Annotated in this window: 17 protein-coding genes, 2 tRNA genes and 1 pseudogene; 12 read left to right on the top strand and 8 right to left on the bottom strand. The window is 70.0% G+C overall.

The genetic code is table 11. From position 1 onward, the window contains the following. Nucleotides 1–23 precede the first annotated feature (23 nt). The gene (locus BLT97_RS23070) at nucleotides 24–1,412 is read left to right on the top strand and encodes a DUF6177 family protein (RefSeq protein WP_093613169.1); all 1,389 of its coding nucleotides are present in this window, start codon (nucleotides 24–26) and stop codon (nucleotides 1,410–1,412) included. Between the two features lie 99 nt (nucleotides 1,413–1,511). On the opposite strand, the gene BLT97_RS23065 is transcribed toward BLT97_RS23070, so the two are convergent. After that, nucleotides 1,512–2,618 carry an acyltransferase family protein gene (locus BLT97_RS23065; protein ID WP_245769489.1) on the bottom strand — a complete coding sequence of 369 codons (1,107 nt, stop codon included), beginning with the start codon at nucleotides 2,616–2,618 and terminating at the stop codon, nucleotides 1,512–1,514. A gap of 746 nt (nucleotides 2,619–3,364) precedes the next feature. Between BLT97_RS23065 and BLT97_RS23060 the strand changes: the two genes are divergently transcribed. Both BLT97_RS23060 and BLT97_RS23055 read left to right on the top strand, forming a co-directional pair. Next, complete coding sequence (locus BLT97_RS23060) at nucleotides 3,365–3,559, top strand: hypothetical protein (protein WP_093613165.1); 195 nt, start codon at nucleotides 3,365–3,367, stop codon at nucleotides 3,557–3,559. 123 nt (nucleotides 3,560–3,682) lie between these two features. After that, nucleotides 3,683–5,974, top strand: coding sequence for a protein kinase domain-containing protein (locus BLT97_RS23055; protein ID WP_093613163.1), 2,292 nt, complete (start codon nucleotides 3,683–3,685; stop codon nucleotides 5,972–5,974). A gap of 262 nt (nucleotides 5,975–6,236) precedes the next feature. On the opposite strand, the pseudogene BLT97_RS23050 reads toward BLT97_RS23055, so the two are convergent. Next, nucleotides 6,237–6,761, bottom strand: a pseudogene (locus BLT97_RS23050) (class I SAM-dependent methyltransferase); the annotation flags it as partial. A gap of 100 nt (nucleotides 6,762–6,861) precedes the next feature. Between BLT97_RS23050 and BLT97_RS23045 the strand changes: the two are divergent. Then, the gene (locus tag BLT97_RS23045) at nucleotides 6,862–7,803 is read left to right on the top strand and encodes a hypothetical protein (RefSeq protein WP_093613159.1); all 942 of its coding nucleotides are present in this window, start codon (nucleotides 6,862–6,864) and stop codon (nucleotides 7,801–7,803) included. A 44-nt stretch (nucleotides 7,804–7,847) separates the two neighbouring features. Here BLT97_RS23045 and BLT97_RS39180 read toward each other — a convergent pair whose 3' ends face one another. Beyond that, nucleotides 7,848–8,849, bottom strand: coding sequence for a hypothetical protein (locus tag BLT97_RS39180; protein WP_483883502.1), 1,002 nt, complete (start codon nucleotides 8,847–8,849; stop codon nucleotides 7,848–7,850). A 109-nt stretch (nucleotides 8,850–8,958) separates the two neighbouring features. Beyond that, a tRNA-Gly gene (locus BLT97_RS23035) sits at nucleotides 8,959–9,029 on the bottom strand. Between the two features lie 187 nt (nucleotides 9,030–9,216). Between BLT97_RS23035 and BLT97_RS23030 the strand changes: the two genes are divergently transcribed. The 5 genes from BLT97_RS23030 (at nucleotide 9,217) to clpX (ending at nucleotide 14,206) form a co-directional block, all read left to right on the top strand. Then, nucleotides 9,217–9,293 (top strand) — tRNA-Pro (locus BLT97_RS23030). Nucleotides 9,294–9,525: 232 nt separating this feature from the next. Continuing rightward, complete coding sequence (tig, locus tag BLT97_RS23025) at nucleotides 9,526–10,914, top strand: trigger factor (protein WP_093613155.1); 1,389 nt, start codon at nucleotides 9,526–9,528, stop codon at nucleotides 10,912–10,914. A 440-nt stretch (nucleotides 10,915–11,354) separates the two neighbouring features. Beyond that, a complete protein-coding gene (locus tag BLT97_RS23020; protein WP_176953870.1) occupies nucleotides 11,355–11,960 on the top strand; it encodes an ATP-dependent Clp protease proteolytic subunit in 606 nt (201 codons plus the stop codon). Between the two features lie 57 nt (nucleotides 11,961–12,017). Beyond that, nucleotides 12,018–12,698: an ATP-dependent Clp protease proteolytic subunit gene (locus tag BLT97_RS23015; RefSeq protein WP_093613151.1), complete on the top strand. Its 681-nt coding sequence runs from the start codon at nucleotides 12,018–12,020 to the stop codon at nucleotides 12,696–12,698. A gap of 224 nt (nucleotides 12,699–12,922) precedes the next feature. Further along, nucleotides 12,923–14,206, top strand: a complete 1,284-nt coding sequence (gene clpX, locus BLT97_RS23010) for an ATP-dependent Clp protease ATP-binding subunit ClpX (RefSeq protein ID WP_093613149.1) — start codon at nucleotides 12,923–12,925, stop codon at nucleotides 14,204–14,206. A gap of 137 nt (nucleotides 14,207–14,343) precedes the next feature. Here the strand turns inward: clpX and BLT97_RS23005 are convergent, their stop codons facing one another. Beyond that, entirely contained in the window at nucleotides 14,344–15,333 is a 990-nt protein-coding gene (locus BLT97_RS23005; RefSeq protein ID WP_093613147.1) for a hypothetical protein, read from the bottom strand. A gap of 114 nt (nucleotides 15,334–15,447) precedes the next feature. Next, a complete protein-coding gene (locus BLT97_RS23000) occupies nucleotides 15,448–16,401 on the bottom strand; it encodes a flagellar basal body-associated FliL family protein (protein ID WP_093613145.1) in 954 nt (317 codons plus the stop codon). 138 nt (nucleotides 16,402–16,539) lie between these two features. On the opposite strand from BLT97_RS23000, the gene BLT97_RS22995 reads away from it, so the two are divergent. Then, complete coding sequence (locus tag BLT97_RS22995) at nucleotides 16,540–19,164, top strand: valine--tRNA ligase (protein ID WP_093613143.1); 2,625 nt, start codon at nucleotides 16,540–16,542, stop codon at nucleotides 19,162–19,164. A 105-nt stretch (nucleotides 19,165–19,269) separates the two neighbouring features. Here the strand turns inward: BLT97_RS22995 and BLT97_RS22990 are convergent, their stop codons facing one another. Then, entirely contained in the window at nucleotides 19,270–19,896 is a 627-nt protein-coding gene (locus BLT97_RS22990) for a hypothetical protein (protein ID WP_093613141.1), read from the bottom strand. 50 nt (nucleotides 19,897–19,946) lie between these two features. Further along, the gene (locus BLT97_RS22985; protein ID WP_245769488.1) at nucleotides 19,947–20,582 is read right to left on the bottom strand and encodes a vitamin K epoxide reductase family protein; all 636 of its coding nucleotides are present in this window, start codon (nucleotides 20,580–20,582) and stop codon (nucleotides 19,947–19,949) included. Nucleotides 20,583–20,807: 225 nt separating this feature from the next. Between BLT97_RS22985 and BLT97_RS22980 the strand changes: the two genes are divergently transcribed. Both BLT97_RS22980 and BLT97_RS22975 read left to right on the top strand, forming a co-directional pair. After that, nucleotides 20,808–21,974 (top strand): sensor histidine kinase, encoded by a 1,167-nt coding sequence (locus BLT97_RS22980; RefSeq protein WP_093613137.1) that lies wholly within the window; start codon nucleotides 20,808–20,810, stop codon nucleotides 21,972–21,974. 127 nt (nucleotides 21,975–22,101) lie between these two features. Beyond that, on the top strand, nucleotides 22,102–23,109 hold the full coding sequence (locus BLT97_RS22975) for a rod shape-determining protein (protein WP_093613135.1): 1,008 nt from the start codon (nucleotides 22,102–22,104) through the stop codon (nucleotides 23,107–23,109). Nucleotides 23,110–23,145: the final 36 nt, after the last annotated feature.

The raw sequence follows: 23,145 nt of genomic DNA, 5'->3' as shown, positions 1-23,145 counted from the left end.
GTGACCCCCCAGAGAGACGACTCATGACCAAGGACGTCATCGCCCTCACCGAGCAGATGCCCGACCCGCTGAGCATCCTCGCGGGCCTGCTCGCCGGCGGCCCCGACAAGCTGGTCCAAGCGGACGGTGACGGCGCCGTGGTGCAGCTGTGCGACGAGCAGGGACGGCCCCTGGTGTCCGTCGAGGCGCCGCTCCTGGTCCAGGTCCCCGGCGAGGCCGCGCGGCTGCTCGGGGTGCGCGAGCCGGCCCTCCCGTACTGGTGGAGCGAGGCCCGCGCCACCACCGGCGTCGCGGAGGCCGAACAGCTCGCCGCCGGCTACGTCTCCCGTATCGCCTCGCTCGCCGGCGGCGCGGTCTGGCCGCCGGAGGCCGCCCGCACCCTGGATGTCGTCAAGTCCGAGGGCGTACACGCGACTTCGGAGGGTGCGGGCGGCGCGGTCGACGTGCTCACCGACAAGGCCGCGGTCGTCATCCAGGACCGCCCCGTCGTCGCCATGACGGCCTGGCTGTCCACCGCGGTGAGCGCGGCGGCGCAGGCGGGCATCGGCCTCCAGATCGTGACGCCGCCCGACGCCCGTCTCACCCCGGCCGTACGCGCCGCGCTCGACGGCTGGCCCTCGCGCTGGGTCGTACGCGACGAGGAGTGCGGCTACTACGACGGGCTGTCCGGCGCGGTGCTCGCCTGGCAGGGCGGGCTGTTCCAGCCGGTGCCCGGTGAGGATGGCACGACGCCTGTGCCCGCAGTGTTCAAGGATGTCAGCGACACCGGCGAGCGTCAGCTCACCCTCCAGTTCCGCACCGTCCACCCCGCCGACGACCGCCTCGTGCTCGGCGGCGCGCTCGAATCCGTCTGCGAGGCCCTGCGCAGCGCTCCGCCGGCCGGCTGGGGCACCGCGGAGCCCGTCAACCTCCCTTGGTCCCTGCGCCAGTTGACGGACCTCGCCCACGAGCGGGCCCCCGAGCCCACGCTCCTGTACGCGGTCGGCGAGCACCTCTTCGCGACCCTGCGCGTCAACCGTACGAAGGCGGGAGTCGAGGAGGACATCACCGTCATCGCGGGATACGGAGCCGAGGAGCGGCCCCCGCTCGACGCGCTTCCCGCGCTCGCCGAGACCCTGGCCACCCGCCACCGGCTCCAGTCGCTGCTCGTCCAGATCCGCAAGGCCCGCCGCGACCTCGCCGTGCCGCCGCACTTCGAGGCGCCGGCCGTCCCCGCGGGCTTCGCGCTCGGCGCCGACGAGGTACGCGCCATGCCGGGCGACCGCGCCCGCCGCACCCCGCTCGGCACCGCCCCCGTCGAACTCGGCCCCAAGACCCGCCCCGCCCTGTACTACCCGCTCCCGGGCGACCCCTCGGACCTCACCGGCTGGACGGACTTCGAGAAGCTGATGCGGCACCTCAAGGGGGAGTGAACTCCCGTCGTACGTACGGGAAGAACGCCTCTGCTGCGCACGGAAAGGGCGCCCACGAACGGATCGTGGGCGCCCTTTCCGTAACCGACAACGCCCCCGTCACCCGGCCTTCGACCGCTCCCGCGCCACCTCCGCCGCATCCCGCTTGAACGCCCAGGTCATCTTGGGCTCCATGGCGAACCGCAGCGCCCGCTGCACCGGCGGCGTGCAGAGCAGCGTCACCACCACGGCCGCGACCACGGTCACGAAGATCTGGCCCAGCGGCGTGTGCAGCCACGCGTAGGTGTCGAACCAGCCCCAGAAGTTGGAGCCCTTCGTCAGGAAGCCGTGCAGCAGGTAGCCGTAGAGCGTGCCCGCGCCGAGCACCGTGAACCACATGTGGCGCCGAGGCACCCAGGACAGGAAGCAGGCCGTCAGCACCAGCGAGCAGGCGAGCAGCGCCAGCGTCATGACGACGCCGGACCACCACGGGGCGCCGAGCTCCTGGGCGCTGTCGCGGTGGTAGAACCACGACGAGGTCATCCGCGGAGCCGCCCAGTAGGCGAGCGCCACAGCCGCGGCGAACACCGGCACGGACAGGATCCGCACCTCACGGCGCCGCACCAGCTGGAAGTGCTCCGGCCGGAGGAAGAGCCCGATCACGAAGAACGGCAGGAACTGCAGCACCCGCTGCATGTCCAGATCGTCACCGATGTCGGGCGAGACGGAGGCGAGCACCGCGATGCCGAGTGCCACGGGGATCGGCCAGCGGATCATCTTCCACAGGGGAGTGGTCATCCGCCAGACGAACAGCGCGATCAGGAACCACGTCAGGTACCACGGGTCGAGCAGGCTGATCGGATGGTCCGGGGAGTCGTCCGCCCACCGCTTGAACAGGCTGTACGCGACCTCGAAGACCACATACGGCACCACCACGCCCGTCATCAGGCGGCGCAGCCGGTCCGGGCGCATGTCGAAGCTGCGCGAGAAGTAGCCGGAGATCACGATGAAGGCCGGCATGTGGAAGGTGTACACGACCATGTACAGCGCTTCGGCCGCGCGGCTGCCGTCGGTGAGGGGCTCCCAGGAGTGCCCCATCGCGACGAGGACGATCGCCAGATACTTCGCGTTGTCGAAGAACGCGTCGCGCTGTTTGCCGGGCTTCTTCTCACCTGCCGTCGTGGGGGGACGGTCCTGGGCGCTCTGCGGGGGGCGCGGACTCGGCACACCGGATGCCGGTTCCCGGGTCGGGGGGAGCGGGGTCCGGTGCTGTGACCGCACTGCGCCTTCGGGGGTAGTGGCAGCGTGGAACATCTGAGGCACCCTAGCCGCGGCGTCCTGAATCCGTAAAACCCTTCCGGTGAATTAGCTGCGTGATGAGCGCCATGCGTGGCCAGTATCTCGCTTACGGGTAAGTCGACTTAGAGATCCCGGCACGAAATAGTGACCTACCTCTCGACACCCTATGCCCTCATCTGTCCCCCTATATCTGGGCATAACATCCGCAGCCGACACCGGGGAAATGCCTGTTTTCTTACCCTTTACCCGCCTACTGTCTTCCGCTCGTACGGTGTGAATGCGCACACGGATCCGGCCTGCACCCTTCAACTGCTGTGCGCGCCGCAACAATTCGAATTCCCTGCGAACACGACGCGTGTGCAGGGCAACGATCAAGCCGAATTGCGTGCGGCATGTGCCCGGGAAATTCGTACGCGTGACCGTCGCGTGAGGATCCGGTGTGTGTTCGCCGCCGCCGCACGGCCCTACTGCCGCCTCCGCTCCGGCGCCGTGCCGCCGGCGTGCGCGGGGTGTGCCGCGAGGGAGCGGGGCGGCGCGGGGTCGCGAAAGCAGTGGCCGACGATGCGTCACCCGCCGCATACGGAGGGCCCGTTGGTGGCACGATGGTTCTGGCGGGGGTGTGCGGGCGCGTGCCTCCGGGCGGTAGTGCGGACCGACCTAGGGTGTGATCAGTTGTGGTCTTCTCGCTTTCAGCGGTGCTCGTGTTGGCGATCATCCTTGTGGTGTTGATCCGCGGGGGTTCGCTCAAGGCGGGCCCGGCGGTCGTCGCGGTCCTCTTCGGCTTCTTCCTCGCGTCCACGGGAATGGCCGACGACATCCAACGCTTCCTGGACTCGATAGCCCGCACGTTGAACGACATCCAGTTCTAGGCGTGCGGTCCACGCAGATCGCGCCGTTCACCGCCATGCAATGTGCGCATTCACGGTCATATCGGGGCGGACTGGTTACCGGATGTGCCGTACCGGTGGCGACGAGGGGGCGGCGCACCGCGTATGGAACTGCGTGACGCTGATCCACGGGAGATAGGCGGCTACGTCGTCGAGGAGCGGCTCGGTTCCGGCGGCATGGGCGTCGTCTACCGGGCGCGCACCGCCTCGGGGCGACCGCTCGCCGTGAAAGTGGTGCACGCGCACTACGCCGACGACGAGGAGTTCCGCGTCCGCTTCCGCCGCGAACTCGCGGCCGCGCGGCGGGTCAGCGGCGCCTTCACGGCGCCGGTGGTCGACGCGGACCCGGAGGCCGACCGGCCGTGGATGGCCACGCTGTACATCCCCGGCGAGAACCTGGGCGGTCACGTCCGCAAGCACGGGCCGCTGCCCGTGGACCGGCTGCGCGAACTCGCCACGGGGCTCGCCGAGGCGCTGCGCGAACTGCACCGCGCCGACGTGGTCCACCGCGACCTCAAGCCGGCCAACGTGATGCTGGCCGAGGACGGCCCGCGCGTCATCGACTTCGGCATCTCGCGCGCTGCCACCTTCCACGACGGCCAGCCGCTCACGGACACCGGCCGCGTCATGGGCACCCCGCCCTACATGTCCCCGGAACAGCTCGCCGACCCGCGCGAGGTCGGCCCGCCCGCGGACGTCTTCTTGCTCGGCTCGGTCCTCGTGTACGCCGCCACGGGCCGCGGCCCCTTCGACGGCGACAGCCCGTACGAGACGGCGATCCGGGTGGTCGAGGGCACGCCCCAACTCGACGGCGTCCCGGCCGAGTTACGCCCCGTCGTCGAGCGCTGCCTGGACAAGTCCCCGAAGGAACGCCCGACCCCCGCCGAACTCCTCGCCCTCCTGCGCGGCGAACTCCCGCTCCCCGAAGCGGCCCCCGGCAAGTCCGCCGCACCCCGTCCGGAAGACCCGTCCGACACCCCGACCACGGACCTGCGCCGGGCCGCCCCCGCGACCGCGTTGCCCCACCGCACCCCGTCCCGCCGCCTCTCCCCGGCGGCCGTGCTCGGCGTATTCGCCGTGGCCCTCGCCGTCGTGGCCGGCTTCTTCCTCGTACGAACGCTCCGGAGCGACGACGGAAATCCCCCCGCCGACCAGGCCTCCGAACTGCCGGCCGGATATCGGCCGTGGCAGTCACGCCTGGCCGGCGGCAGCGGGACGCCCTTCGCCGGCTGCGCGGCCGACGGCGGCCGCGCCCTCGTCTGCGCGGGCAGCGACCTCGCGGCAGCACAGTTCGCCCTCGCGGACGGCAGGGCCGGCTGGCAGCTCCCGGTGGACCCGACGCCCGACGACTTCAGCGGCGACGAGGGGTCGCTGATCGGCGTCCGCGGCACTACCGCCTTCGTCTACACCAACGCGGACGAGCCGAAGGAGAAGAACGGCGAGGTCTCCTCCACCGTGCACTTCCGGATCCTGGCCCTGGACACCGCGACGGGCCGGCCCCGCTGGCAGCAACAGGCCGGTCACGGCGACGACTTCATCGTCACTCCGCCGAGCCCCGACGCCGGGGGAGCGGCCCTGCTGCGCGACGGCCTCGTCGCCGTCACCGGCAGGAACGGCGGCTCGTACACACTCCTGGACCTGCGCACCGGCGAACCCCGCTGGAGCCGGCCGCTTCCCGCGCGGCAGTACTGCTCCCTGCACGCGGCCGCAGGTGCGGCCTACCTCATGTGCTCGGACGAGGAATCCGAGCGCTACCGCATCGGCCTCATCGACCAGGGCACGGGCCGGGTCACCTGGACCGACCTGGGTTCCGGGTACTTCGCCTGGCTCGGCGAACACCGGGGCAGGGCACTGCTCCTGGGCATGTCCGACGACACGGCAGTCGACCGCCTGCTCGCGGTCGATCCCGGGCGCCTGCCCAGAGCCGGCACGTCCTCCGCCGACGATCCGGCGGTGGCCCCCGTCACCTTGAACCCACCGCAGTCCTCCGAGGCCGTGGCCCAACTGACACCCCACGGCCTCTACTTCTCCCACCCCAACGGCAGGATCGACGCCGTCTCCCCGGACACCGGCCGTCGCCTCTGGCGGGGCGACGCCCGCCTCGACCAGCCCGGCCCCGCCACCACCTCGGCCACCCACGTCTACGTCGTCTCGCCGGGCGGCCGCGTCTCGGCCCTGAACCGCACTGACGGCACCTTCGCCTGGTCCCGCGGCGCCCCGGCCGACGCGGGCACCCCCGGCTCGGACACAGGCCCCACCGCCCACCTCCACGGCGACGCCCTCTACATCCCGTACGGCACCCGCGCGGTCTTCAGCATCGACGTGGACGCCCCCGAGGCCCCCCTTCACAAGGCCCCGAAGCCCAGCAAGCCACCGCCCCCGGCCCCGACGAACTGACGCCACCCCTGCGAACGGCGAAGGCCCAGGTCGGAGGAGAACCTCCTCCGACCTGGGCCTTCGCCATGCAGAGCGGGCGACGGGAATCGAACCCGCGTAGCTAGTTTGGAAGTCTCACCCGGGGTGGGGCGCCGGCTGCAACTGAAGCCAACTCGCGCTGCTGACCTGCAACGGGTGCGTTGTGACCCGCGCCCACGTTGCGCCGGAGTGGGCAGAGTCCCGCCCCAGTTAGGGGATGCGTAGGGGAGGCTTGGGGGGATCATCAACCGCCCATCTGGGCTGTCATGATCAGGGTTCCGATGTGTCCCTCGGTGGGGGCGTCAAGCACCCTGGCATCGGTGTGGATGAATCCGGTCCGGCGGAGCAGGGCCGTCCACTTTCGCGGGGTGTACGAGTAGCGGTAGGTGAACATCGCTGGCCCGGCGAAGCCGCCCTTGTACATGCCCTGCGGCCCGTATGCGCCAGGGATGGCCGGCGGGTGAGAGAAGGCGAAGGTTCCGCCTGGGTTCAGGTGTTCGGCGACGAGCGGGAAGAACTTGGTGGGGTCGGTGAACCAGGCCGCGCCGAAGATCGCGTACACCGCGTCGTACGTCTCGTCGTTCTCGGCGAGTAAGTCGAGAACCTCCGCGCACTCGAACCGCGCCCCGGTTGGCCCCCATCGCTCTTGGATCTTGGCCACCATGACCGGGGACAGGTCGACGGCCGTGGCCTTGATTCCCGTTTCGGCCAGATAGGCGAGGGCTCGGCCCTTGCCACACCCGATCTCTAGGACGGTCGCCGGGTCCCCTTGGCAAGAGCCGTACGCCCTCTCATTGGGGACTTCCGTCCCTGGACGTGGGGACTTCCAGCGGCCTGTGGATCATGTAAGCGCTTCGTAAAGTCGAAGTATGCCCACCACTGACATGCCGTCGCTGCCCACTGCCCCGCCCCAGGCACCTGCACCCCAGCCGCAACGCAAGCCGACTACCGCGGAAAAGGTCACCCTGGCAGCGAGCGGCCTCGCCATCGTGGGCCTGTTTATGCCCTGGTTCAAAATTGGCGCCATCAGCTTCACCGTCACCGACGCGCACCCCTTCAGCTGGGGAGGTATCGCCGCGGGCATCGTCATCCTCATGGCTGCTGCTGCCGCGCTGTCCGCATACGGGCCGCGGCGAACCGACCCCTGGCCAGCTCCCGCCACGGCCTTCCTCGCCACGATCACTGCATGCGCCGCCCTGTACGGCATCGTCTGGACCGGACATCTCACCGATGGCCTCGACGACAACCCGTTCGCTCTCCTGGTGAAGCCGAGCGTCGGCGCAGGCATGTACCTGGTGCTGGTCTGCGCGCTGGTGCTGGTGGTGTTGAGTGTGCGCCGGATGCGTGCGGAGGGTACGACTGTCGCGTCTGTCGCCAAGGTGTTCCGGTCGCATGGCACACGGGCCGTCCCGCAGGCCGCCGGTCTCGACGAGCCGACCGCCGATGCGGGCATGGACGACACCGCGGCGAATTCACGTCCGTGGTGGCGTCGTCGTGTCACGCTCGCCGTGGCGGCCGGCATGGTGGTCGCCGGTGCGGGCACGGGAATCGGGTTCGCCGTCACCAGCGATGACGCGCCATCGCGCGAAACCGTCATGGAGCAGATGCGGGTTGTCTACCCGGGCGGCTCGGACGATGACATATCCGATGTCATCAACAGCTCGTGCGCCAAGCGCGCGATCTATCCGGATACCACGCCGGAGCAGTTCGCGTCGGCGATGATGCAGCAGCAGCAGCCGATGGACTACAACAAGGCGCTCACGCTGGGCCGGTCGCTGCTCGCATATTGCGATGCGCAACTCAACCGTTGAGTGCCTGGTGGCCAACAGCTTGCCCTCACCGTTGTGGCCGCCCATCACACCGCCGGTGTAGTCGGTGTGGCTCCGGACCTTCGTGACGTGCTTGGCTGCGGCCTTCTCCCGCCCTCACTTCGCAGGACCTTGGTCGGTCGTGGCTCAGTACGCCGCCGTCGTACCGGAAATACCACCGCCGAGGTCGTAGTACCGCTCGGGACGGGGTCCGTGACGGCTGACGCGGCGGCCGGGTCGGGTGGCTGCTCCGGCCGCGATCTCGGAGACCGAGCCTCGTGGGACGTGGAGTGTGCCGGGCCGCTGGTCGGCGACATGCACCGCGGCGGCGAGGGCCAGGACGAGGTCGTCCAGTTCACCAACGCGGTGCGCGTCACCACCGAGGACGGTGGGACCGGGGTGCCGGTAGGCGAGCAGCTTGTCACCGAGCGCACGCCCCTGCGCGGTCTCTGGGAGCGAGAGCCGGGCCTCCTGGAGCGTGATGACGAGTCCGTCGATGATGTCGCGGCGGCGGACCGTTCGGCGGCGTTCTTTGCTCCGCGGGGTGCTCCGGCTCGTGCCGCCTGTACTACGGCAGTGTGTGCCTTGCGGTGTGCGGCCTGCCTCTGCCCAGTCCGCTCAACAACGGTCCTGTGAACCTGGCGCTTCACCGCGCTCCGCCACTCAGCTACAAGCGTGGGAGTGATCCGCCCCAGCGGAATCTCGCCGATGCAGATCCCGCCTACCGGCTTCAGGATGAAGTTCCGTGCGATCCGCTCGTACAACTCCACTGTCTGGGGCTGTCTGTCCTCGCAGTGGCGCTTCAGCCACGGCACGAACCAGGTCTTGAAGAGCACCTTGTTCAGCTCAGGCGCGATCCACTTGTTGTCGATGCGCTCGGACGTGACCTTCGCCAACGCCTCTTCGGCGGCCTTCTTGGTGGGGAAGGTGCCAGGCATGCTGCGCCGCTTGCCATCCGGTCCGGTGTACCGAACCTCGTACCGTCCGGACTTCAGCTGCCGGACGGATCCGGTCCCTCGACGGGGAGCACGGGCCCTGTCTCGTCTCACTCTCGGAAACCCTGTAGGGGAGGTTGGGGGACGTGACCCATCCCGGAGACTTCAAACGATCTTGTAGAAATGGAAAAAGCCGCCTCTGACCAGCGGCTTTTTCCATGAGAGCGGGCGACGGGAATCGAACCCGCGTAGCTAGTTTGGAAGACTAGGGCTCTACCATTGAGCTACGCCCGCAAGGCCTGCACCGCAGGAACCACCAGGTGACAGTGGCCGCGGCGCATCTGCATCGTAGCGGGTCCCCGGTGTGCGGTGCACACCCCATATCCGCGGCCCGGGTCCAAGCCCGTGGACCGCCGGCGGCGGGCGCGGGAAATGCGGCGTCCGCGGGACCTGCGGGCATGTACCCTACGTGTCGCACCGACGGGGTGTGGCGCAGCTTGGTAGCGCGTCCGCTTTGGGAGCGGAAGGCCGTGGGTTCAAATCCCGCCACCCCGACCACCTCGGCCATCAGCCAGGACCTCTGCCCACCGGCCAGGCCCCACCTCGGCCCCTGGGCAAGATCACCTTTTGGGGTGCGTCCGCGCTGCGGTTACTATGCAAGCTGCGCGCCCGTGTGCCCCATCACGTGAGCCTCTCCGGCCCCCACGAGTTGTTCCCGGCGACGCGCATCCGCTGCAGCTGTCTGGCTCAGCAGGAAACCTAAAGCAGTCAGCCACAAGGAGACCGAACCGTGAAGAGCGCCGTGGAGACCCTGAACCCGACCCGGGTTCGGCTCACTGTCGAGGTGCCCTTCGAGGAGCTCAAGGACAGCCTCGACGCGGCGTACAAGAAGATCAACCAGCAGGTCACGGTGAAGGGCTTCCGCAAGGGCAAGATCCCCGCCCGCGTGATCGACCAGCGCTTCGGTCGTGGCGCCGTGCTGGAGGAGGCCGTCAACGACGCGCTTCCGAAGTTCTACACGCAGGCCGTCAACGAGGCGGAGCTGAACGTCCTGGGCCAGCCCGAGGTGGACATCACCGAGCTGAAGGACAACGAGACGCTCAACTTCACCGCCGAGGTCGACGTCCGCCCCGAGATCGAGATCCCGGACTACTCCGGCATCGAGGTCGAGGTCGACGCCATCGAGGTCACCGACGAGGACGTCGAGAAGTCGGTCGAGCAGCTCCGTGAGCGCTTCGCCTCCACCTCCCCGGTCGAGCGCGCCGCCGCCGAGGGCGACGTCGTGACGATCGACCTCGAGGCCAAGGTCGACGGCGAGGTCCTCGAGGACGGCGTCGCCAAGGACGTCTCGTACACCATCGGCTCCGGTGAGCTCCTCGACGGCATCGACGAGGCCGTGACCGGTCTCGAGGCCGGCGGCGAGGCCACCTTCACCTCGCAGCTCAAGGGCGGCTCGGCCGAGGGCAAGGACGCCGAGGTCACCGTCAAGGTCACCCAGGTCGCCGCGCGCGAACTGCCGGAGCTGGACGACGACTTCGCGCAGCTCGCCTCCGAGTTCGACACCCTCGAGGAGCTCAAGGCGGACAGCCGCAAGCGCCTCGCGAACATGAAGGAGTACGACCAGGCCACGCAGGCCCAGGAGCGCGTCCTGGAGAAGCTGCTCGAGCTGGTCGAGGTCCCCGTTCCCGAGAAGCTGCTCGAGGACGAGGTCAACACCCGCAAGCACAACCTCGAGCACCACCAGCTCGGTCAGATGGGTCTGAACCTGGAGCAGTACCTGCAGATCCAGGGCAAGACGGTCGAGGAGTTCGACGCCGAGACCAAGGAGCAGGCGGTCAAGGGCATCAAGACGCAGTTCGTCCTCGACGAGCTCGTCAACAAGGAGAAGCTGAACGTCAGCCAGGAGGAGCTCACCGAGCACCTCATGCGCCGCGCCGCCTCCTCCGGCATGTCCCCCGACCAGTTCGCCCAGGCCGTCGTCGAGGGCGGCCAGGTCCCGATGCTGGTCGGCGAGGTCGCCCGCGGCAAGGCCCTCGCGGTCGTCGTCGAGGCCGCCACGGTCAAGGACACCAACGGTGAGGTCGTCGACCTGAGCGACGACGAGGACGAGGCCGCCGAGGCCGGCGAGACGGTCGAGGCCGCCGCCGAGTCCGGCGACGAGGAGAAGGCCGAGGCCTGAGCCTCCGCCTGACCCCCATCTCGTACGAGGGCCCCTGGACGCGTTCGCGTTCGGGGGCCCTCGTGCATGTCAGCCCTGGATGCGAACCCAGCCCCGCCGGCGCTTGAGGCGATCCGAGCGAAGCTCGGATGCGGGGTCCGGGGCGGAGCCCCGAGGGGGTGCAGGGGGCACAGCCGGGCGGAGGTACGGGCACGACTGCCCACAGCTGGGTGAGGTGGGGGCGAGCACCAGCGGCCGGGAGCGACCTGCGCTCACAGCGAACAGTTCCCCTACCGGGATTCCCCGCGACGGCCCGCGCGTTAGGGTCCATGAATACGAGGGCAGGGGAGTCCCCGACGCCGCCGAGACCGGCGGGCGACTGGGGGGCCCAGGCCCCAGCAGAAGACGTGAGACGGCCCGGCGCCGTCGTAAGACGAGCAGGTGGATACGTGACGAATCTGATGCCCTCCGCCGCCGGCGACCCCTCCATCGGCGGTGGCCTCGGCGACCATGTCTACAACCGGCTGCTCAACGAGCGGATCATCTTCCTCGGCCAGCCCGTCGACGATGACATCGCCAACAAGATCACTGCGCAGCTGCTGCTCCTTGCCGCCGACCCGGACAAGGACATCTACCTCTACATCAACAGCCCCGGCGGCTCGATCACCGCGGGCATGGCGATCTACGACACCATGCAGTACATCAAGAACGACGTGGTGACGATCGCCATGGGCATGGCCGCCTCGATGGGCCAGTTCCTGCTGAGCGCCGGCACCCCCGGCAAGCGCTTCGCGCTGCCGAACGCCGAGATCCTGATCCACCAGCCCTCCGCGGGCCTCGCGGGCTCCGCGTCGGACATCAAGATCCACGCCGAGCGGCTGCTGCTCACCAAGAAGAAGATGGCCGAGCTGACGGCGTTCCACACCGGCCAGACCGTCGAGCAGGTCACCCGCGACTCGGACCGCGACCGCTGGTTCGACCCGCAGGAGGCCAAGGAGTACGGCCTCATCGACGAGGTCATCACCACGGCCGCCGGCATGCCGGGCGGCGGCGGCACCGGAGCCTGAGGCCATCAGGTCCTCACAGCCCCGAAGCCGACCCTCAGCCCCCTTCAGGAGAACCCAGTGAACGACTTCCCCGGCAGCGGTCTCTACGCCCGCACTGAGGCCGAGTACACCGGCCCCCGCGCCGAGTCCCGCTACGTCATCCCGCGCTTCGTCGAGCGCACCTCGCAGGGCGTGCGCGAGTACGACCCGTACGCGAAGCTCTTCGAGGAGCGCGTGATCTTCCTCGGCGTGCAGATCGACGACGCCTCCGCCAACGACGTCATGGCGCAGCTCCTGTGCCTGGAGTCGATGGACCCGGACCGCGACATCTCGATCTACATCAACAGCCCCGGCGGCTCCTTCACGGCGCTCACGGCCATCTACGACACGATGCAGTTCGTGAAGCCGGACATCCAGACGGTCTGCATGGGCCAGGCCGCCTCGGCCGCCGCGGTGCTGCTCGCCGCCGGTACGCCGGGCAAGCGCATGGCGCTGCCGAACGCCCGTGTGCTGATCCACCAGCCCTACTCGGAGACGGGCCGCGGCCAGGTCTCCGACCTGGAGATCGCCGCCAACGAGATCCTGCGGATGCGCTCGCAGCTCGAGGAGATGCTGGCCAAGCACTCCTCGACGCCGATCGAGAAGATCCGCGAGGACATCGAGCGCGACAAGATCCTGACCGCCGAGGACGCGCTCGCGTACGGCCTCGTCGACCAGATCGTCTCCACCCGCAAGATGAACAACTCGACGCTCTCCTGAGCCGGTCCGGCCCCAGCGCCGGACCGAGGACGACAGCGTTACCTGCCCCCTCGGCGGGGGAGCACGCCGCGAGTCGTGGCCGACAGGGTCCGGCTCGCGGCGTGCTCGCCATCAGCGAACCGCGCCAAGGGGGGCCCGAACGGGGGGCCCGGCAAGGTACCGTCGGATATGAGGCACCAGGAGCCGCCCGCACGGGCGTCTCCCAGGCGAAGGGGAAGCACCTCGTGGCACGCATCGGTGACGGCGGCGATCTGCTCAAGTGTTCTTTCTGCGGAAAGAGTCAGAAGCAGGTCAAGAAGCTCATCGCAGGACCCGGTGTGTACATCTGCGACGAGTGCATCGACCTCTGCAACGAGATCATCGAGGAGGAGCTCGCCGAGACGAGCGAGGTGCGCTGGGAAGAGCTTCCCAAGCCCCGCGAGATCTACGAGTTCCTCGAGGGCTACGTCGTCGGCCAGGAGTCGGCGAAGAAGGCCCTCTCGGTAGCGGTCTACAACCACTACAAGCGCGTCCAGGCCGGCGAGTCCGGCGCCCAAGGACGCGACGACGCCATCGAGTTGGCGAAGTCGAACATCCTCCTGCTCGGCCCGACCGGCTCCGGCAAGACCCTGCTCGCGCAGACGCTCGCCCGGATGCTCAATGTGCCGTTCGCCATCGCGGACGCCACGGCGCTGACCGAGGCGGGCTACGTCGGCGAGGACGTCGAGAACATCCTGCTCAAGCTCATCCAGGCCGCCGACTACGACGTCAAGAAGGCCGAGACGGGCATCATCTACATCGACGAGATCGACAAGGTCGCCCGCAAGAGCGAGAACCCGTCGATCACGCGCGACGTCTCCGGCGAGGGCGTGCAGCAGGCGCTGCTCAAGATCCTCGAAGGCACGACCGCGAGTGTCCCCCCGCAGGGCGGCCGCAAGCACCCGCACCAGGAGTTCATCCAGATCGACACGACGAACGTGCTGTTCATCGTGGGCGGCGCCTTCGCCGGTCTGGAGAAGATCATCGAGGGCCGCGCGGGCGCCAAGGGCATCGGCTTCGGCGCCACCATCCTCTCCAAGCGGGAGCTGGAGGCGAAGGACCAGTTCGAGGACGTCATGCCCGAGGACCTGGTGAAGTTCGGCATGATCCCCGAGTTCATCGGCCGCCTTCCTGTCATCACGAGCGTGCACAACCTCGACCGCGAGGCGCTGCTCCAGATCCTCGTCGAGCCGCGCAATGCGCTGGTGAAGCAGTACCAGCGCCTCTTCGAACTCGACGGTGTGGAGCTGGACTTCGAGCGCGAGGCCCTCGAGGCCATCGCCGACCAGGCCATCCTGCGCCAGACCGGCGCCCGCGGTCTGCGCGCCATCATGGAAGAGGTCCTGCAGTCGGTGATGTACGAGGTGCCGTCCCGCAAGGACGTGGCCCGCGTGGTCATCACCGCGGACGTGGTCCACTCCAACGTCAACCCGACGCTGGTCCCGCGCATCGTGGGCAAGCAGGACGGGCGGCACGAGAAGAGCGCCTGACGGTCGTACGGGTACGGGTACGACCGTCCCGTACGGACCGGCTACGGCAGTCCCGTACGGACATCGGGACCTGGACATCAAGAAGGGCGCCCGGCCAGTGAGTTGGCCGGGCGCCCTTCTGCGTACCGCGTCGGGGACTAGCCCTTGACGCGGACCTCGCTGCGCAGGTCGGCGGTCAGGTTCGCCGAGTAGTCCAGCGGGGTGCCCTTGCCGTCCTTGGCCGGGATGCCCACGCCGATGGTGCTGTAGTCGGTCCACACACAGATGTACTGGGTGTCGATCTTGTTCGTCGCCGGGTTCTTGGCCTGGGCCTGCTGGCACTTCATCAGCGAGCCCTCGGCCTTGCCGGGCGCGACCGACTCGGGGGAGCCGATCATCGTCAGGCCCGAGGACTTGTCGTTCTTCAGGGCCGTGAAGATGTCGTCCAGCGCCTGCTTCGGGTCGGCCACCTTGCCGTGCATGCCCACGAACGTCATGGCCTTGGAGCCGACCACCTTCGACGGGTCCTGGAGCTCCTCCGCCGAGCGGTTGGAGTAGATCACCGTGACCGCCAGCGGGTCGGTCATCTTCGACGCGTCGGCGATCGTCTTCGGCATACCGACGGCGGGCGCGGCCGGCTCGGGCTTCGGGGCGCCCGGCACGAGCTCCATCTGCTGGTAGTCGCCCAGGACATTGTCCTTCGCGTCGATCACGTGCGGGCCGTCGTCCTTGAGCTTGCCCTCGCCGCCGACGTTGGAGCTGCCGCCGCCGGAGCCGCCGCCGCCGTTGTCGTCGTCGCCACCCTTGAAGGCGAAGAAGCCGCCGACGGCGACCGCGGCCACCAGGACCGCGGCACCGATGATCATGCCGACCTTCTTGCCGCCACCGCCGCCGCCCTGCGGGGGCTGCGGAGCGCCGTACGGCTGCTGGCCGTACTGGTCCTGGCCGTAGGGCTGCTGACCGTACGCGGGCTGGCCCGGCGCGGTCTGCGGGTAACCGGCCTGCGGCTGGCCGGGCGCGGTCTGCGGGTAGCCGTACCCGGGCTGCTGCTGCGGCTGGCCGTAGGGACCGGGCTGCTGCGGCTGCTGACCGTACGGTCCGGGCTGCTGGGGCTGCTGGCCGTAGGGGCCGGGCTGGTTGTAACTCATTGTGTGTTCGTCCTCCATGCAGAGCGGTTTGTGGATCCAGCACCCTGACCGAACCGGGGACCAGGCAAACCTCGCTGACAGAGGCCCCGTTGGTGGTGCGTCGCGACGTGGATGTCAGAGCTTGACGCGGACGTCCTTGCGCAGATTGCTCGCGATCTCTGCGGCATCTTCGGGCGAAGTCCCCTTGCCCTGAAGCGCGTTCATCACGTTGATGTGGGTCACCATGGCGACGGTGCTGTGGTCGGCCCAGGCGCACAGCGGCATCTTGAACTCCTTGGGGCCTCCGGTGGGCGTGCCGTCGGCGTCGGGGTTCGTGAACTGAGCCTCCTGGCACTTGATCAGCGCGCCGTCGCGGTTGTACGACTTCGGGCTCCCGAGCAGCTTGCCTTCCTCGGGCTCCTTCGCCGCTTCCTTCTTCATGTGCTCGAACAACGCGTCCAGGACCTTCTCGGGGTCCTCGATCTCGCCGTAGACACCACCGAAGCCGAGGTTCTCCATGGACATGGGGTTGTCCTTGTCGCCGGAGGTGTAGGAGCCCTCGACCTCCTTGGCGCCCTTCACTCCCCACTCTTCGGCGTTGCCGAGTGCGTCATCGTCCGACGGGCCCGAGTCACCCGAGCTGTCCTTCTTGTACTTGCCGTCGAGCACCGTCTCCGGCACGGTCAGCTTGTGCGGACCGTCATCAGCCACATCCGCACCGGACCCGCCGCCGACGAAGTACCAGATGCCGCCGCCGATCGCCGCGAGCGCCACGACCGCGCCGGCGATGATGCCGATCCGCTTGCCGTTGCCGCCGGCCGGCGGGGGCGGCGGGACCTGGCCGTACGGGGCCTGCTGGCCGTAGGGGCCGGGCTGCTGCGGCTGGCTGTAGCCGCCCTGCTGCTGGCCGTACGGGTCCTGCGGAGCGCCCTGCTGGGGGAAGCCGTACCCGGGCTGCTGGGGCGGCTGCTGCGGGTATCCGTAACCGGGCTGCGGCTGCGGCTGCTGCTGCGGATAGCCGCCCTGCTGACCGTACGGGCCCGGCTGCTGCGGCTGGCCACCGTACGGGCCCGGCTGGTTGTAGCTCATGGGTGTGGTCCCCCTCCAGATGCTTATCTCGTCCGAACATCCTGACGGAAGGAGCGGGGGCGCGGGGCGGCGGGGGTCACACCGTTACCGAGAATTCCGGTTTCGGGACGGGGCTGTGACACCTCTAAACTGTCCGTCGTGACCGAGAACACTCAGCAGCACTCCAGCATCCCCGAGCCCGAACTGCCGAAGACGTATGCGCCGGCCGAGGTAGAGGGGCCGCTGTACGAGCGCTGGGTAGAGCGCGGTTACTTCGACGCGGACGCCAAGAGCGAGAAGCCCGCGTACACCATCGTCATCCCGCCGCCGAACGTCACGGGCTCGCTGCACCTGGGCCACGCCTTCGAGCACACGCTGATCGACGCCCTCACCCGCCGCAAGCGCATGCAGGGCTACGAGACGCTGTGGCAGCCGGGCATGGACCACGCGGGCATCGCCACGCAGAACGTCGTGGAGCGCGAGCTCGCCAAGGAGGGCAAGTCCCGCCACGACCTCGGGCGTGAGGCCTTCGTCGAGCGCGTCTGGAAGTGGAAGGAAGAGTCCGGCGGCCAGATCGCCGGGCAGATGCGCCGCCTCGGCAACGGCGTCGCCTGGAGCCGCGACCGCTTCACCATGGACGAGGGGCTCTCGCGCGCCGTCCAGACCGTCTTCAAGAAGATGTACGACGACGGCCTGATCTACCGCGCCGAGCGCATCATCAACTGGTGCCCGCGCTGTCTGACGGCCATCTCGGACATCGAGGTCGACTACCAGGACGACGACGGCGAGCTCGTCTCCATGAAGTACGGCGAGGGCGACGAGACCATCGTCGTCGCCACGACCCGCGCCGAGACGATGCTCGGTGACACCGCCGTCGCGGTCCACCCGGACGACGAGCGGTACGCGCACCTCATCGGCAAGACGATCAAGCTGCCGCTGACCGACCGTTCCATCCCGGTCGTCGCGGACACCCACGTCGACCCGGAGTTCGGCACGGGTGCCGTCAAGGTGACGCCGGCGCACGACCCGAACGACTTCGCCATCGGCCAGCGCCACAACCTGGAGTCCATCGAGGTCCTGGACGAGCGCGGCATCATCACCGCGCACGGCCCCTTCGAGGGCCTCGACCGCTTCGAGGCGCGTTCGGCGATCGTTGCCGCGCTGCGCGCCGAGGGCCGGATCGTCGCCGAGAAGCGTCCGTACGTCCACTCGGTCGGGCACTGCTCGCGTTGCAAGACGACGCTTGAGCCGCGTCTTTCGCTGCAGTGGTGGGTCAAGGTCGAGCCGCTGGCGAAGGCGGCCGGTGACGCGGTCCGCGACGGGCGGGTGAACATCCACCCGGCGGATCTGACGCAGCGCTACTTCGACTGGGTCGACAACCTCAACGACTGGTGCATCTCGCGCCAGTTGTGGTGGGGCCACCGCATCCCGGTCTGGCACGGTCCGAACGGTGAGACGGTCTGCGTCGGCCCGGACGAGCAGCCGCCGACGGGCGAGGGCTGGTCGCAGGACACCGACGTCCTCGACACCTGGTTCTCCTCCGGCCTGTGGCCGTTCTCGACGATGGGCTGGCCCGAGCAGACCGAGGACCTGGCCAAGTTCTATCCGAACTCGGTCATGGTCACCGGCTACGACCTGATGTTCTTCTGGGTCGCCCGGATGATGATGTTCGGCCTGTACGCCATGGACGGCGAGGTTCCGTTCCGCACCATCGCCTTCCACGGCATGGTCCGCGACGAGAACGGCAAGAAGATGTCGAAGTCGTTCGGCAACGTCGTCAATCCGCTGGACTGGATGGACAAGTACGGCTCCGACGCCCTGCGCTTCACGCTGGCGCGCGGCGCCAACCCCGGTGTCGACGTCCCGATCGGCGAGGACTGGGTCCAGGCCTCCCGCAACTTCGCGAACAAGATCTGGAACGCGACGCGGTTCGCGCTCATGAACGGCGCCACGGTCGAGGGCGAACTCCCGCCCGCCGAGCGCCTGTCGGCGACCAACCGCTGGATCCTCTCGCGCCTCAACGAGGTGGTCGCCGAGGTCGACGGCCTCTACGACGACTACCAGTTCTCCAAGCTCAGCGAGGCGCTGTACCACTTCGCCTGGGACGAGGTCTTCGACTGGTACGTCGAGCTGACCAAGACCACGTTCATGGCGGGCGGCCAGGAGGCCGAGGACACCAAGCGCGTCCTCGGTGAAGTCCTCGACGTCACGCTGAAGTTGCTGCACCCGGTCGTCCCGTTCGTCACGGAGACGCTGTGGACCACCCTGACCGGCGGCGAGTCCCTGGTCATCGCCGACTGGCCGAAGGACTCGGGCTTCCGGGACCCGGCCGCGGAGAAGGAGATCGAGACCGTCCAGTCCCTGATCACCGAGGTCCGCCGCTTCCGTACGGACCAGGGTCTGCAGCCCGGCCAGAAGGTCCCGGCCCGCCTGGACCTGACCGGCACGGGTCTGGAGGCCCACGAGCCGGCCATCCGCCAGCTGCTGCGCCTGCAGCCGGAGGGTGAGGCCTTCTCGGCCACCGCCACCCTGCCGGTCGCGGGCGCCACGGTGGCCCTGGACCTCTCGGGCACGATCGACGTCGCGGCCGAGCGCAAGCGCCTCGCGAAGGACCTCGCGGCGGCCGAGAAGGAGGTCGCGGCGGCCAACGGCAAGCTGGGCAACGAGGCCTTCCTCGCGAAGGCCCCCGACCAGGTCGTCGAGAAGATCCGCGGCCGCCTGGCCAAGGCGGAGGCGGACATCGAGCGCATCAAGGGCCAGCTGGAGCGCCTGCCCGAGGCGTAACCGGCCGCTGTACGCGCGAAGGCCCCGGAACCTGGGAGGGTTCCGGGGCCTTCGCCCATGTGCGGGGCCGGGTTCGCGCGCGGCCACGGGGACTCGGGAGCCGGCTCAGGCGGTCCGAAGCCCCAGCCGTTCCAGCTCCGCCTCCGCGAGGATGTCCAGGGTTTCCGGGTCTCCGCCGCGCCAGCCCTCCGCCAGGCTGCCCGGGGTCGTGTCGGGGTGGTCGGCCGTGCGGGCCAGGTGGGAGACCTCGTCCAGGGGGCGGAGCAGGGCGCGCAGGGCGAGGAGTTCGCGGCCGTCGTCGGAGGCGGCCAGCTCCCGGGCCGCCATCGCCTGGCGCGACCAGCGCAGCCGGCGGGGGAGCCAGAGGGCGAGGACCAGGCCCACGGGCAGCAGGAACAGCGCGACCGAGCCGGCTGCCGCGAGGGCGTCGACCGCGGTGCCGCCGTTGTCGCCGGCGTCCGCGAGCTTGTCGCCCGCGCCCGCCACGTTCCGCAGCGCCGCGTCGAGCTTGCCGCCCACGAACGGGACCTTCGAGGCGGTGCTGCCCGCGGTGGTCAGACCCGAGCTGAAACGACGGCCCGCGGTCTCGACATCCTCGGCGGGCCCGGACAGGAGCTGGACGAGCCGGTAGGCGATGAGTGCGACGGCGGCCCACAGCAGGGTCCACAGGAGGACGGCGCCGTCGCCGATCAACTGCCGCGTACGGCGGCCGGGGTTCTGGGCGTACCACATGCGTCGATTGCACCTCCCGAGCCGGTGCGATCGTCACAACCGCGCCGGTTCTAGATCAGCCGGTCGCCGAAACGGGTCAGCACCAGCACCAGGACGGTGCCGTACAGGACGACGGGCCCGGCCCACGAGTTCGCCGTCAGGGTCCGCGCCAAACCGGCCGGGGCGGGCAGCACGCCGGTCCGCACACAGTGCAGGGTCACGTACCAGAAGAGCGGCAGGACCACCGCCCAGACGAGCAGGCACCAGGGGCAGAGCGCACCGATCACGTACAGGCACTGGCTGATCAGCCAGAGGACGAAGACGAAGCCCGCGGTGACCCCGGCCTGGAGGCCGAGCCAGAGGCGGCGGGGGAGTGCGGCACCCGTCAGGAGCGCGAGACCGAGGCCGAGGAGCACGGCGAAGGCGGGGATGCCGAGCAGCATGTTCGGGAAGCCGAGGAGGTTGCCCTGCCAGGTGTCCATCACGTCCGTGCAGCTCACCACCGAGTTCAGGGAGCAGGCCGGGACGAAGGCAGGGTTCGCGAGGGTCTCGATGCGGTCGTACGTGAGCATCGCGGACGCGAGCGTGCCGAGCGCGCCGGAGACGACGAGCAGCACGCTCAGGGCGTGGCCCGCGGGCACGGGGCCGTGGACGCCGGGGCGGGAAGCGGGGGCGCTGCCCCTGGAGGCCGGGGGTGTGCTGCTCATGGATCAAGCGTCCCCGGACCACCCGGGCCGCCTGTAGATCCGGTGGTCCCGACGGGGTCCCGGGCCGTCTCGTCCTTTCGTCCCGGAGCGTCCCCGGCCCGGCTCGTTCTTTCGGCCGGTCCGGCCCGCATACCCTCCCGGCCGCAGCGCGCAGAGTGCCGTACCTCACTCAAAAAGGGCCCTAGGTCCGTCAAATCGGGCCGAAAGACCCCGGATGATGGAGAGATGCACGACCGGGCAGCGCACGCGTACCGCCGGGTGGCGGCCGCGGGCCGCCCCCGCGCGGAGCAGTGGGCTGCCCACCCCCGCGTGATCGACGTGCTCACCGCCCTCGGCTGCTTCGCGCTGATGTCCCTGGACATCCCGGGCCTGGCGGCGGCCGACAACTCGCTCAACGGCTGGGCGGCGACCGCGGTGCTCGCCGCCGGTTCGGCCACGTTGCTGCTGCGCCGTTCGGTGCCCTGGCTGCCGTACGCGGTGGCGCTGGTCCTGCTCGCCTGGCTGCACGAACTGACCCTTGTGCAGTTCGCGCTCTACTCGCTCGGCCGCTACCGGGGCCGCCGCGCCGGAGTGCTCGCCGTCACGGTGTACGTGGCCGCCTCCTGGGCGCTGTTCCAGCTGCCGGGCTGGCCGGCCCACCGCGGGGACACGCTCGCCGACTTCCTCAGCCTGGTCGTGCCGATCGGCGTCCTCGCCGCCGGGGTCGGGATCGCCGCCAACCGGCAGGACCTGGTGCGCGCCCTGCGCGAGCAGCGGGACGAGACCGCGGTCCTGCAGGCGGTGCATACCGAGCGCGGCGAGGTCGCGGGGGACGTGCACGACTTCGTGGGCCGCGAGCTGACCCTGCTCTGCGTGCGCTCGGACGTGCTCGCCCGCCGGGCGCGCGAGGACGGCGAAGGGGCGTACGCGGACCGGTTCGAGGAGCTCGGCGACACCGCGCGCCGGGCCCACACGCTGCTCAACGAGATCATCGTCCAGCGCGCGGCCGGCAGCACGCCCACGCCCGGCCTCGACGTGCTGCCCGCCCTGGTCGAGCAGAGCGAACGGGCCGGTACGCCGGTGCTCCTGGAGGTGGACGAGGTGGCCGGCCGGCTCTCGCCGCTGCGCCAGGCCGCCGTCTACCGCGTCACGCAGGAGTGCCTCACCAACGCGGCCAAGCACGCCCCGGGCGAGAAGGTCCGGGTTCGTATCGCGGTCGCCGACGGCCGCGCCCGGGTCGAGATCACCAACCCGCTGCCCGCCGCGGCCCCGTCGCGCGCCCCGGTGAGCACGGGCAGGGGCATGGCGGGCATGGCGGAACGGGTCCGCAGCGTGGGCGGCACCTTCGAGACGGCGGTACGGGACGGCTCGTACGAGGTGGTCGCGGAGCTGCCGGCGGGGCGCGGGTTCTGAATCCGGCCGCGGGGGCGCGCGTCGCGCTCCCGGACCTTCGGGCGCGGCCGCCCCGGGACCTTGGTCCCGCCCGGCTCGGGACCTTCGGCGGTCCGGTCCACAGACAGTACGGGCAGACTTGCTGATCATGGACATAGGCATCGATCTCGGCACCGCCAACACCCTGCTCTACGCCCGCGGCCAGGGCATCGTGCTCAACGAACCGTCCGTCGTCGCCGTCAAGGAGGGCTCGCGCGCGGCCCTCGCGGTCGGCACCGAGGCGAAGCAGACGATCGGCCGCACCCCCGGCTCCATCACCGCGATCCGCCCGCTGAAGGACGGCGTGATCAGCGACTACGAGGCCGCCGAGGAGATGATCCGGGCCTTCGTGCGCCGGGCGGTGCCGGGCCGCCGGCCCCGTACGCGCATGGTCGTGTGCGTGCCGAGCGGCGTGACGCCCGTCGAGCGGCGGGCCATCGTGCACGCCGCGCAGCGGGCCGGCGCGCGGCAGGTGCATCTCATCGAGGAGCCGATGGCGGCCGCGATCGGCGCGGGCCTGCCGGTCGAGGAGCCGCGCGGCTCGATGGTCGTGGACATCGGCGGGGGCACGGCCGAGGTCGCGGTGATCTCGCTCGGCGGGATCGTGACATCGCAGTCGCTGCGGGTCGGCGGCGACCGTTTCGACACGGCGATCACCGACCATGTCCGCAGGGAGCACGCGCTCCTGATCGGCGAGCGCACCGCCGAGGACATCAAGGTGGCCATCGGCTCGGCGTGGCCCGTGCCGGGCGAGGACGCCTTCGAGATGCGGACGTTCGCGGTGCGCGGGCGCGAGAAGGTCGGCGGGCTGCCGAAGACGGTCGACCTGACGGTCGCGGAGGTCCGTGCGGCCCTCGACGAGCCGGTCGAGGCCATCGTCGAGGCCGTGAAGGCCACCCTGGAGGAGTGCCCGCCCGAGCTGTCCGGCGACGTGATGGAGCACGGCATCGTCCTGACGGGCGGCGGCGCGCTGCTGCCGGGCCTGGACCTGCGGCTCTCCGCGTCCACCGGCATCCCGGTGACGGTCGCCGAACAGCCGCTGGACTCGGTGGCGATGGGCTGCGGGCGGTGCGTGGAGGACTTCGACGCGCTGGCGCGGGTGATGTCGGCGGCGTGAGGCGGGGTGCGGGCCGCGCGGGGGAGAGGCGCCGGG

This window comes from Streptomyces indicus (assembly GCF_900100315.1).
Taxonomy (GTDB): domain Bacteria; phylum Actinomycetota; class Actinomycetes; order Streptomycetales; family Streptomycetaceae; genus Streptomyces; species Streptomyces indicus.
Note: the sequence above shows the minus strand (reverse complement) of the source record. Positions and strands in the feature narration are given on the sequence as shown.